Origin of the sequence: Komagataeibacter melaceti (genome assembly GCF_003403295.1) — a bacterium.
In the GTDB taxonomy this organism is placed as follows: Bacteria; Pseudomonadota; Alphaproteobacteria; order Acetobacterales; family Acetobacteraceae; genus Komagataeibacter; species Komagataeibacter melaceti.
In genome coordinates, this window is record NZ_QUWV01000041.1 from 54,067 (window position 1) to 66,061 (window position 11,995).

Annotated in this window: 10 protein-coding genes and 1 tRNA gene; 4 read left to right on the forward strand and 7 right to left on the reverse strand. The window is 65.0% G+C overall.

Going from position 1 to position 11,995, the window contains the following annotated elements; translation table 11 throughout:
- Positions 1-101: 101 nt before the first annotated feature.
- Positions 102-1,391 carry a serine hydroxymethyltransferase gene (gene glyA, locus DY926_RS05485; protein WP_116702440.1) on the forward strand — a complete coding sequence of 430 codons (1,290 nt, stop codon included), beginning with the start codon at positions 102-104 and terminating at the stop codon, positions 1,389-1,391.
- A 24-nt stretch (positions 1,392-1,415) separates the two neighbouring features.
- On the opposite strand, the gene DY926_RS05490 is transcribed toward glyA, so the two are convergent.
- From DY926_RS05490 to DY926_RS05495, 3 genes are all read right to left on the reverse strand, one after another.
- Positions 1,416-2,450 (reverse strand): M14 family metallopeptidase, encoded by a 1,035-nt coding sequence (locus DY926_RS05490; RefSeq protein WP_186336089.1) that lies wholly within the window; start codon positions 2,448-2,450, stop codon positions 1,416-1,418.
- The gene (locus tag DY926_RS17235) at positions 2,443-2,598 is read right to left on the reverse strand and encodes a hypothetical protein (protein ID WP_158551930.1); all 156 of its coding nucleotides are present in this window, start codon (positions 2,596-2,598) and stop codon (positions 2,443-2,445) included. Before DY926_RS17235 ends, DY926_RS05490 begins: the two co-directional genes overlap by 8 nt.
- A gap of 75 nt (positions 2,599-2,673) precedes the next feature.
- Positions 2,674-3,816 carry a DEAD/DEAH box helicase gene (locus tag DY926_RS05495; RefSeq protein ID WP_241503075.1) on the reverse strand — a complete coding sequence of 381 codons (1,143 nt, stop codon included), beginning with the start codon at positions 3,814-3,816 and terminating at the stop codon, positions 2,674-2,676.
- An 82-nt stretch (positions 3,817-3,898) separates the two neighbouring features.
- Here DY926_RS05495 and DY926_RS05500 point away from each other — a divergent pair, with 82 nt between their 5' ends.
- The 3 genes from DY926_RS05500 (at position 3,899) to DY926_RS05510 (ending at position 7,261) form a co-directional block, all read left to right on the forward strand.
- A complete protein-coding gene (locus tag DY926_RS05500; protein WP_116702442.1) occupies positions 3,899-4,849 on the forward strand; it encodes a mitochondrial fission ELM1 family protein in 951 nt (316 codons plus the stop codon).
- A gap of 50 nt (positions 4,850-4,899) precedes the next feature.
- Positions 4,900-6,789: a hypothetical protein gene (locus DY926_RS05505; protein WP_186336090.1), complete on the forward strand. Its 1,890-nt coding sequence runs from the start codon at positions 4,900-4,902 to the stop codon at positions 6,787-6,789.
- Between the two features lie 88 nt (positions 6,790-6,877).
- The gene (locus tag DY926_RS05510; protein WP_116702444.1) at positions 6,878-7,261 is read left to right on the forward strand and encodes a hypothetical protein; all 384 of its coding nucleotides are present in this window, start codon (positions 6,878-6,880) and stop codon (positions 7,259-7,261) included.
- Positions 7,262-7,321: 60 nt separating this feature from the next.
- Here the strand turns inward: DY926_RS05510 and DY926_RS05515 are convergent.
- From DY926_RS05515 to DY926_RS05530, 4 genes are all read right to left on the reverse strand, one after another.
- Positions 7,322-7,396: transfer RNA gene (locus DY926_RS05515), tRNA-Val, on the reverse strand.
- Between the two features lie 70 nt (positions 7,397-7,466).
- Complete coding sequence (locus DY926_RS05520; RefSeq protein ID WP_116702445.1) at positions 7,467-8,978, reverse strand: YifB family Mg chelatase-like AAA ATPase; 1,512 nt, start codon at positions 8,976-8,978, stop codon at positions 7,467-7,469.
- A gap of 335 nt (positions 8,979-9,313) precedes the next feature.
- The gene (locus DY926_RS05525) at positions 9,314-10,828 is read right to left on the reverse strand and encodes a replicative DNA helicase (protein WP_116702446.1); all 1,515 of its coding nucleotides are present in this window, start codon (positions 10,826-10,828) and stop codon (positions 9,314-9,316) included.
- Between the two features lie 58 nt (positions 10,829-10,886).
- Entirely contained in the window at positions 10,887-11,984 is a 1,098-nt protein-coding gene (locus tag DY926_RS05530; RefSeq protein WP_116702447.1) for a glycosyltransferase family 4 protein, read from the reverse strand.
- Between the last annotated feature and the right edge of the window lie 11 nt (positions 11,985-11,995).

Sequence of the window (11,995 nt, forward strand, 5' to 3'; positions counted from 1 at the left end):
GCGCACATAGCAGGCCTGTTTCCATACGTGTCATCTCCGCATGCCAAGCCGGATATGGCAGCTGATCCAATGAATGGAGAATCATAACGGTGCCGGACCACATGAGCCAGACTGACCTGAAGCAGTTTTTCCGCGCCCCCCTGACTGAAGCCGACCCCGATGTCGCCGCGATCATCGGCGCGGAACTGGAGCGTCAGCGTGACGGGATTGAACTGATCGCCAGCGAGAACATGGTCTCGGCCGCCGTCATGGCAGCGCAGGGCAGCGTTCTGACCAACAAATACGCCGAAGGCTATCCCGGCCGCCGCTACTATGGCGGCTGTGTGGAAGTGGACAAGGTCGAGACCCTCGCCATCGAGCGCGTCAAGAAGATGTTTGGCGCCGAGTTCGCCAACGTGCAGCCCCATTCCGGCGCCAACGCCAACCAGGCGGCCTTCATGGCCATGGTCAGCCCGGGTGATACGGTCATGGGCATGAGCCTTGCCGCAGGTGGCCACCTGACCCATGGTGCGGCCCCCAACTATTCCGGCAAGTGGTTCAAGGCGGTTCAGTACGGCGTGCGCAAGGAAGACGGCCTGCTGGATTATGAGGAAATGGAGCGCCTTGCCCGCGCCGAGAAGCCGAAGCTGATCGTTGCAGGTGGTTCGGCCTATCCCCGCATCATCGACTTCGCCCGCTTCCGCGCCATTGCCGATGAGGTCGGCGCTTACCTCATGGTGGACATGGCCCATTTCGCGGGGCTGGTCGCCGCCGGGCTGTATCCGTCGCCCGTGGGGCATGCCCATGTCGTGACCTCCACCACGCACAAGACCCTGCGCGGGCCGCGTGGCGGACTGATCCTGACCAATGACGCTGCTCTGGCCAAGAAGATCAATTCCGCCGTGTTCCCCGGCCTGCAGGGCGGTCCGCTCATGCATGTGATCGCCGCCAAGGCCGTCGCGTTTGGCGAGGCCCTGCGCCCCGACTTCCGCGCCTATCAGGAAGCCGTGGCCAGCAACGCCCGCATCCTGGCCGAGACGCTGGTCAGCAGCGGCTTTGACATCGTGACCGGGGGCACGGACTGCCACCTGCTGCTGGTTGACCTGCGGCCCAAGGGCGTGACCGGCCGTGCGGCCGAGCGCAGCCTTGAGCGTGCGGGCATTACCGCCAACAAGAACGCCATTCCCTTCGACCCCGAAAAGCCGGCCATTACCTCGGGCATCCGCCTGGGCAGCCCGGCGGCGACGGCGCGCGGCTTTGGCGCGGCGGAGTTCAGGGAAGTCGGCCTCATGATCGACGAGGTGCTGACCGCGCTTGCCAAGTCCGGCGAGGAAGAAGGCTGCACCGCCACCGAGCAGGCCGTCCACCAGCGCGTCAAGGCGCTGTGCGCGCGCTTCCCCATCTACGCCTGATATGGACGGATGGTCCGGCCCCGGTTACTGACCGGTGGCCGGACTGTCGCTTTCAGCGGGAACGGCGCGGGCGAACCTGACCGCCGTGTGCCCGCGCGCGGGGCGGAGGTTGGGCATGACCAGCATGCACCTGTCATAGGGCGTGCGGATTTCATCGCTACCGTCATGCGCCACCAGTGTTCCCCCCGTGGGCAGTACCATCCCGCTGGGAAAAGGGGTGACGAACCGGAACATGCCCGTGCGGGCGGTAACCACATCCGTCACCACCATATGCCGCCGCGGGAGCGTGCCACCCGTGGCCTTGACCGGCAACCTGCAGCATGGCCCGATCAGGGACAGGACCGCCTGCATGGCGCGGGTGACGGTATCCCCATGCCAGTGCTGGCCAGCTTCAAGCAGGCAGGCTGCCGCAGGGTGCGGCCCCCCGTTGAAGCGGGGGTGATCAATCAGTCTGCATCCGTTGCGGTGCCCGTTATCGGCCACGCTGAGCGGAACCCCCTTTATCTGCCGCGCCATTTTCCGCCCCGGGCCGGACATGCCGGACAGTAACAGCGGCTCACCCGGCCACAGCATGGAATGCAGGTCCAGCAGCCTGTCCGCCGTCAGGATGACCGGCAGCAGGGCACGCGCACGGTCGAGCTCGTGCGATGTCCGTTCACTTTCCAGCATGGCGGGGGACCAGACACGGTTCATGTCCTCATCCACGCAGCGTGCGCGCGTGGGGTCATCGGGATTGAACTGGTGCATGGCCTCCGGATTGGCGAAAATGAACGAAAGCCGCCCGCTGCGGGGCCGGATGCGCTCACGCAGCAGCCGGTCCAGCACGATCGCGCCCGCAAATTCATTCCCATGGATCAGGCTGACACAGACGGTATGCGGGCCGGGGCTGCGGCCCTCGTAATGCATGACGCCGGGAATGCCACAGTTGCCCCGTATCCATGGGGAAAGGTCCGGCGGGGTGATGCCGATCTTCCAGCGCGGCAGGGCCGTGGGCGGAGGGGGCAGGCGCTCAAGGAAACGGGTCGGGCGCGCCACACGCACCGGCAGGCGTTTATCCATCTGCCCGCATGCCATGCCACGGGCAGTCCGGCCTGCTGGGCCAGCGGTTACATGCGGGCAGGGCATCCACGGTCATCATGGACAGCAGTTTATCCGGCCAGTCCCCCACGGCAAGGGCACGAACGGGGCCGGGCAGGGCAAAGCGCATGCATGACGCAGATATGACCGGGGGACCGTGGCTAAAGCCTGTTACCGGTTGCGCCTTATGACGCTAAAGCCCCCTTTATTCGGGCAGGGGCGCGATGCGGATGCGCTGGCCCGTCAGGCGTTCGATTTCCTTGAGCGCATGACGTTCCTCCGGCGCGCACAGGGCTACGGCCATGCCGCGCCGTCCCGCCCGCGCGGTGCGGCCGATCCGGTGCACGTAGGATTCGGGCTGGGGGGGAATGTCATGGTTGATGACCAGGGCGATGTCATCAATATCAATGCCGCGCGCCATCACGTCGGTCGCTACCAGAACCCCCACGCGGCCCTGACGGAAATCACGCAGCATGCGTTCGCGCCGTGCCTGTGAATGCTCACCATGAATGGCTACGGCCGGGGTCAGGGCGGAAATGGCGCGCGCGATGCCATCGGCTTCCTGCCGCGTGCGGACAAACACCATTACCCGCTGCATGCCGTAATGGCGCAGGCAGGCAAGCGTGGCCTCCGTCTTGTGCCGCATGGGCACGAAAATGGCATATTGCGCGATACGGGGCGTAGGTGCGTGTTCCACCTCCATGCTGATACGCACGGGACGGTGCAGCAACTTTGCCGCCAGTTCGCTCATGGCCGGGGGGATCGTGGCGGAAAACAGCAATGTCTGGTGCCGTGGCGGCAGGACGGCGGCGAGGGCGAGCATCTCCTCCGCAAAGCCGGGTTCGAGCATGCGGTCGGCTTCATCCAGCACGAAGGTACTGGCGGCGGACAGGTCCATCTCGCCCCCGCGCACAAGGTCGGTCACACGCCCAGGCGTGCCCACCACAATGGCGATTCCATCCGCAAGCGTCCTGACCTGCGCCATGCGCGGCGCACCACCCGTAGCCTGAAGCACGCGCAGGCCGCTCCCGCGCGCCAGCCCGCGCAGTACGCCCGCGATCTGACCGGCCAGTTCGCGCGTGGGCGACAGGACAAGGCAGCGGATGCGCGTATTGTCCGCCGTGTCACTCCCGTCACCGTGCATGAGCATGGACACGATCGGTGCGGCGAAGGCGATGGTCTTGCCGCTGCCGGTGCCTGCACGGGCCTCCACATCACGCCCGGACAGGACAGGGGGGATGACCGCCTGCTGGATCTGCGACGGGCTGGACAGGCCCATGCGCGTCAGGGCGGCGGCCACGCGGCTGTCCAGCCCCATGGCGGAAAATGTCGGTTCTGTCTCGCTCATTGCTGCCCCATAGCGCGGCTGGCCCGTGGACAAAAGGGGCGAGGGCATTGACGCATGCCTTATCCCCCCGCCAGATGGGCGGATGACCCATTCCCCGGCCCCCGCGACCGTGATCGCCGCAGACCTTGCCGGCATGCGTTCCCAGACCTTCGGGCTGGCGCGCCGTGCCGGGCTGGAACCCCACCTGCACGCGCTGGTTCCCCGTGGGCTGTGGCGACGCATGCCCGCCGCATGGTGGCCTGCGCCGCTTCGCGCGGTGGAACCACTGGATCTGCCCGCTGATTACCGGGACCATCCCGTCATCAGCATCGGTGGGAGCGGGGGCGCGGTGGGGGCGGCGCTGCGGCGGCAGGGCGCGCGTGTCATACAGGTGCAGAACCCCCGCCTGTCGCCCGCGCGGTTCGATCTGGTCATTGCCAACCGCCATGACCAGATTTCCGGCCCCAATGTGGTGCTGACCCGCACCGCACTGCATGGCGTGACAGCGCATGTGCTTGAACAGGCGCGGCAGGAATGGGCGCCCCGGCTTGCCCATCTGCCCCGGCCGCTGGTGGCGGTGCTGGTGGGGGGCGGTAATGGCCGCTTCCGGCTGGGACAGGCGGAGGGGGCGACCCTTGCAGGGCAACTGGCCACCATGATGCGCCGTGACCGCGTGGGGCTGGCGCTGACGCCATCCCGCCGGACTGACCCGGCGGTCTGTGCGGAACTGCACCACGCGCTGGACGGGGCGGGGGCGTGGATATGGGACCAGACCGGCCCCAACCCCTATCTCGGCCTGCTGGCCTGCGCGGATGCCATTGTGGTGACGATGGATAGCGTGTCCATGGTGTCGGAAGCGGTGGCGACGGCCGCGCCGGTCATGGTGGCGGCCCTGCCGGGCAGGTCGCGGCGTATCGGGCATTTCCTGCATGACCTGACGCAGGCGGGCCGTATCCGCCCCTTTGCCGGGCGGCTGGAAACATGGCCCGTCACCCCGCTGGATGATACCGAAATCGCGGCCGAGGCGGTGCGGCAGTGCCTTGGGGCCGGGTAATGATACAATAACGCTCCCCCTTGGGCGGAGAGTGGAATAGAACTGGCCTCATGCTCGGTATTCGAACCTTTGATCCGCAGGCTGGCGGCAATATGGCCTACAAGGCCCTGACCCACCCATGGGCAGCGGAAAAACTTGCCCTTCTGGCAGCCGATCTTGCGCAGGGTGGTCCGGTTGCGATCTATGACCCGCACGGGATCGCGCAGACCGCACTGGCGCTGCTGCCTGCCCGCATTGCGGTGGCTGGCGTGTACACCCATGATTCGCTTCGGGTCGGGCAACCATGTGGCGACATGACCCTGCTGGCGCTGGCCGATCTGCCGCGTACCCCGGCAAAAACCGTATGGGCGCTGGATTTCCGCCACGGGGTTATGGAAAACCGGCTGTCGGACCTGTTACCCGCGGGCGGCAGGCTGCGCACGCTGGCGGAGGTGCGCCTGCCCGGGAACATGCTGTCGGTCGCGCATGACTATCTCGACGGGCTGAATTTCGCCACCAACCTCGCTTTTTTCCGTGATACGGCGGAATTTTCCACCCGGCTGGTCTCGGCCAATTACTGGTCACGTTACGGCGCGGACAACGTGCGCTTCTGGCTGCGGCTGTACGATCAGGCCGGGCAGGTGCTGCATACGTGGGAGGAGGCGGTTCCGCGCGCGGGGCAGGCCATCATCCTTGACAGCGCGGAGATACGCCAGCGCTTCGGCCTGCCTGAATTCACGGGGCAACTGTTCATCCATGCGATGGGAATCGCCGGGCACGACGTGGTCAAATACGCGCTGGAAACGCGCGGGCGGGGGGATAACCCCAGCCTGTCGGTCACGCATGACGCCAATGCCTGGCCTGCCGCGCGTTACGCCAACCTGCCTGCGCCCGGCCTGGGGGAGGACGTGGTGCTCTGGCTCCAGAACAGTCACGCCCTGCCCGTGGCGTCCGGTGACATGAGCCTCAACCGCATGGGAAGCGAGCGGCACATCCCCATTGCCCGCGCCCTTGCGCCCTACGAGACCGTGGCCGTGCATATGGGCGACATCATGCCCGATCTGGCATGGCCCGAGCAGATTGAACTGCGTGCCGGTGGCCATGTCGTGCGCCCGCGCTACGAAATTACGCAGCGCCACCGCACCCGTATCGCGCACCTGAACGTGGAGCGTGCCGACCTGCGGCCTGACCCCGGCATTGAAAAGCTGGATTCGCGGTTTTTCGGGCGGGGTTACCTGCTGCCATTTCCGGTGCCGGACCCCGCGCGCTACCGCACGCTCGTCCTGCCAGCCCCCATGGCTGAAAACCTTGATGACCTGCCGGTGCGGATAGACTGCTTCGATGCGGAGGGGAAAGGGGCCGGATTGCACTTCATGGGCCGCCTGCCGCGCGACCACGCCACGGTGTGCGATGTCAGTGAACTCATGGCGGCGGAGGGGCATGGGGAACTGGTCTATGACTTCCGCGATGGCGGGCAGGCCGATGGCTGGCTGCATGCCCTGATCCGGTATGAGGACCGCAGGACCGGGCACGTGGCCGAAACCAGCTTCGGTGCGCATATATTCAATACCGTCATGACCTATCGTGGTGAGCCGCAATCCTATGTCGGCCCGCCACCGGGGCTGTCCACCCGGCTGTTCCTGACGGCGGCGATTGCCGAACCGTTCAGCTTCTGCACCCTTATCTACCCGTCCTCCGCATCATGGCGGCCATGTTCGGATACGTCGCTCTACCTGCATGCGGCCGATGGCACGGTGGTTGCACAGGAAAAGGTCACCGTGCCCCAGTCAGGCTCCCGTGCGATCTGGCCCCACAGGATATTCGGGGAGGCAGCCTTGCTGCGCGCGGGTGAGGGTGCCTATGTCATCATCCGTGACACGACATGCCGCCTGTTTGGCTACCACGGCCGCATGATGGGGCAGGATGGCCGTTTTTCGGTCGATCACATGTTCGGATTCTGATCATGCGTGCTGACATGCCGAACGGGACATATATGCCAGCCCCCGCGGGCACCATCGCCCCGCCAGTCAAACGGAGCCCGGATGCGCCATGATCGTACAGGACACCAATTTTTTCTGTGACATGCCCGAGGACATGAAATACCTGCGCGACCGTAATCCGCCGGGCAATTTCATCGAGCAGAACATGATTTTCGTTCTGCCTGACCGGCTGCGCAAATTCCGCCGGAACCTCTTTCACGTGCGGCGCACGGATTCGGATGCCACGGTCTATGCGCCGCTGTTCCGTATCCGCTGCATAAGCGCGTCAGACCCGGTGCCGGAGGGGTATGACGGCCCGTTCGACGTATTTCCGTTCTACACCAATCCCACCCGCAAGCGGCGGCGGACGCTGGATTACTATGTGCTGTTCCTGTTTCAGGACAAGCTGTCCTATGTCCGGTGCCGCGATGCGCTCGGGCAGGTCCCGGCGTAAAAGCGGGACAGCAGGCGCGGGCTTTGGCGCAAACAGATTTTTATAAAGGGGGAGGCCGGATGGTGGGTGCGACAGGGATTGAACCTGTGACCCCCGCCGTGTGAAGGCGATGCTCTACCGCTGAGCTACGCACCCATCCGCTTCGGTGGGGTCTTATTAGTCCAGCAGCGCGGGGGGCGCAAGGGGGAAAAATTCGTCTTTCACGCTATTTTCCACCCGGGCGGCGCAGGCGGTAGGCCAGGGCCTCGGCAATATGGCCCCGTTCCACGTCCTGTGCGGCGGACAGGTCGGCTATGGTGCGGGCCACGCGCAGCAGGCGGGTGAAGCCACGGGCGGAAAGGCGCAGTTTTTCAGCAGCCTGCACGGCAAAGTCACGGGCCTGATCAGTTATGCGGAAGGCATCGATCGGGGCTTCCGCATTGCGCAGCGCACCCTGTCGCGCACGCTGCCGCTCCACCGCCGCCATGACCCGCTGCGCCACGATGGCACTCGATTCACCACCCTGAAGTTCGGCAATACGGGCCAGGGGCATGGGTTCAACGTGCACCGCCATATCCAGCCGGTCCAGCAGCGGACCGGACAGGCGGGCCTGATAATCCTCCCCACAGCGCGGAGCCTTGCGACATTCCTGCGCCGCATCACCCAGATAACCGCATTTGCACGGGTTCATCGCGGCAACAAGCTGGAAGCGGGCAGGGTAGGTGACATGGGCGGCGGCGCGGGCGATGGATATGGTGCCGGTTTCCATTGGCTGGCGCAGGATCTCCAGCGCGGAGCGGGCGAATTCAGGCAGTTCATCCAGAAACAGCACGCCACGGTGCGCAAGGCTGACCTCGCCGGGCCGCGCGCGGGCACCGCCACCGCTCAGGGCTGCCGGACTGCTGGAATGGTGCGGATCACGGAAAGGGGGACGATGGACGGGCTGTCCATTTTCCAGCAATCCGCCAATGCTGTGAATCCGGCTTATTTCCAGCATTTCCGCCGTGGTCAGGTCAGGCAATATGCCCGGCAGGCGTGCGGCCAGCATGGATTTTCCTGCGCCGGGCGGGCCAACCATCAGGAGCGAGTGGCGTCCGGCGGCGGCAATTTCCAGCGCGCGGCGGCCGGTTTCCATGCCACGAATATCCGCCAGGTCGGGCAGGGCGGTCAGGTCGGGTATGATGTGGGGCGGCAGTTCAACCGGCTCGATGATCTGCTGGCCACGGAAATGGTTGAGGAGTGCGGGCAGGGAGGGAACGGCAAGGATATCCATCTCGTCACTGGCCCAGCGGGCCTCGACACCCTGAGTTGCCGGGCAGATCAGCCCCAGTGACTGCGCCGCCGCCGTCATGGCCGCGGGCAGCACGCCACGGACCGGATTAACGCCGCCATCAAGCGAGAGTTCGCCCAGCGCCGCGTAACGCTGCGTCAGGTCACCCGGAAGCAGCCCCATGACCATGAGCAGCGCCAGGGCGATGGGCAGATCGAAATGCGAGCCTTCCTTCATCAGGTCGGCGGGCACCAGATTGACCACGATGCGCTTGGCGGGCAGTGCCAGACCCATGGCGGACAGGGCCGCGCGCACGCGCTCACGCGATTCATTGACGGCCTTGTCCGGCAGGCCGACGATCAGGAATGACGGCAGGCCCACGGCAAGCTGGACCTCGACTTTGACAGGAACGGCTTCGATACCGGAAAAGGCAAAACCGGAGATGGATGCGAGCGCCGTATCAGTCATGACGTGATGATGCCGGATACCGGCGAGTTTGGCCATGATGGTGCGTGGAAATGATATGCGGGCCAGATATCGGGTTTAACAGCGGCCAGACATGCCCGGCTCCATATTTGTTGGCATAATATTTCTTATAAAACTTTTGGATGTGCGTGAGAGGGGACGCCTGACCCGCTTTCCCGCTCCCGCTTTTTCCCACATCGCTGTGCAGGTTCCTGCACAATACCATGGGCCAGAAAACGGGTTTCAGGCACCGTGGCCATTGCGCCACGGGCCTGATCCCCTGCCACATGTAACTTACAGGTTTTGTGTAACCGCCCCGTCAGGCCCGGATCGTGCAATCAGACGTCATGCACCATGTCGAGATCGGCAAAGCGCGTGAACTCGCCTTCGAAGAACAGATGCACCGTCCCTGTCGGTCCGTGGCGCTGCTTTTCCAGAATCAGTTCCGCGCGGTTATGGGCAAGATCCATCTTGCGTTGCCATTCCTCCATCGCGGTCTGGTACTTGTCCGTTGAATCGTACGAGGTTTCCTTGGGCTGGCGCTGCTGGAGGTAATACTGGTCACGATAGACGAACATGACCGCATCCGCGTCCTGCTCGATCGAGCCGGATTCACGCAGGTCCGACAGCATGGGGCGCTTGTCTTCCCTGCTCTCCACCTGGCGCGAAAGCTGTGACAGCGCGATGACCGGGACCGACAGTTCCTTGGCCAGCGCCTTGAGGCCCTGCGTGATCATGGAAATTTCCAGCACGCGGTTTTCCGCCCGGCTTCCCACCGATGGCCGCATGAGCTGGAGGTAATCGACCACCACCAGGCTCAGCCCCTTCGTGCGCGCCAGCCTGCGGCAGCGCGTACGCATGGCCGAGAGCGAGATGGCTGGCGTATCGTCAATATGCAGCGGCAGTTGCGCCAGTTCCCGGCTGACCTGCACAAAGCGGTCGAATTCCTTCTGCCCCAGGTCGCCACGGCGGATTTTCTCACCCGATACGCTGGCCTGCTCGGACAGGATACGCGTGGCCAACTGCTCGGCCGACATTTCAAGCGAGAAAACGGCGACGGAGCCTTTGGGCTTGTTGTCGTCCGGCGCGTTGCGGGCTTCCTCCATCAGGGCGCGCGCGGCGGAGAATGCGATCTTGGTGGCCAGCGCGGTCTTGCCCATGGCCGGTCGCCCGGCCAGGATCAGCAGGTCCGACGGGTGCAGCCCGCCGGTTTTCTTGTCCAGATCCCGCAGCCCCGTGGTCAGGCCAACCACATCGCCCGAGCGGTTGAACGCCTGGTGCGCGATGTCCAGCGCCTCGGCCAGCGCACGGTCAAAGGACAGGAAGCCGCCATCCTGCCCCTTCTCCGTTGCAAGGCGGAATAGCGCTTCCTCGCTCGCGGCGATCTGGTCGGGGCCGTCAAGGTCGGGCCGTGCGCCAAAGGCGTTGTTGACCACATCCTGCCCGATGTCGATCAACTGCCGCCGTATCCACGCATCATGGATCACCCGGCCATAATCAGCGGCGTTGATGATGCCGACCATGGATGAGAGCAGCCGGGCCAGATAGCTCGTGCCCCCTACAGCATCCAGTACGCCGGTGTTTTCAAACTCCGCCCGCAATGTGACCGGGTCGGCCAGTTGCCCGGCCTCGATCCGGCGGGAAATGGCGTCATAGATGCGGCCATTGGTTTCATCGGCAAAATGCGCGCCGGTCAGGAAGTCCGATACACGGTCATAGGCGCGGTTATTGGTCAGCAGCGCGCCCAGCAGCGCCTGCTCCGCCTGTATGTTGGCAGGCGGCATGCGCTGCGACACACCGAGAAGCGAGTCCTTCTGTGCGGACTCCGGGGGGGGATTCTGGATCGTATTCACGCCCCCTTCTACCTGATCGTACCCCGTTACCGGAAGGGGTATGCGCGCGGCCTCGCCCTTAGCCGCGGCGTGGGCGCACCAGTGATTCAGCGCGGCGGATGATGGCCATGGCCTTTTCGCGCACCCTTTCAGGGCTGTAGCGCCGGAGGATGTCGTTGCGTGCCTCGTGCCCGATACGGGCGCAGAGTTCGGGGCGGGCATAGAGATAGAGTATCCGGTCCGCCAGCGCATCGGGCGTTGCATCGCGCAGGAGAAAGCCGTTTTCCCCATTGCGGATGATGTCGGGAATGGCCCCAACGGGCGTGGCGATGACCGGCAGCCCGGTCTGCATGGCCTCATGCACCGCGATGCACAGTCCCTCGAACCGTGAGGACTGAACATAGACATGCAGCTTGCGGCAGAACTCCAGCGGGTCGCGCTGGAATCCCTCGAAAACGATGTGCGCCTGCTGCTCGTCCGCCAGCTTGCGCAGCCCGGGCATGAGTGACCCGCTGCCGCAGATGGACAGGCGGATTCGCACCTCGGGCATTCGCCGGGCGATCACGCCCATCGCGCGGATGGTCAGTTCCATGTTCTTTGCAGGTTCAAGGCGGCCCAGCGTGCCGATCTCGAACATATGGTCCGCCTGCCCGCTCCACGGGGTGGCGGCCGGGCTGTCGGCGCTGGCCACGAACAGCGGCCATGTCAGGATACGCTCGGGCGCTATGCCAAGCTGGCGTTCGGTCACGCGGGCCACGAAATCCGAATCAGCAATCCAGAACGCGCTCAGGTTGCGTGTCTGGCGCAGCAGGAAGCGGTTGGCGGGCTTGAGGAACTCGTTATGCTGCCAGCTTACCACCGGAATGCGCAGCAGCGCGCCGATCATCTGCCCGTACAGCGTGGCGCGGGTCAGTGATGTCCACAACAGGTCCGGCCGGTTGGCGCGTACGTAGCGCAGGAGCTGCGGCAGCGTGGCGAAGCGGTCGGGGTCGCGCTCTTCAAGCACATGATAGTCGATCCCGGCAGCGTCCAGCCAGGCCACGGCATTGCCCGCCTTGCGCGCCAGCGCCACGACCCGGACTTCATGGCCGCAGGCGCGCAACATCCCGATTATGGCCGGCAGCGGCCGTTCGGCCCCGCCCCCGTTCAGGCTATTTATGAGATAGAGGATACGCATACATTACCAAC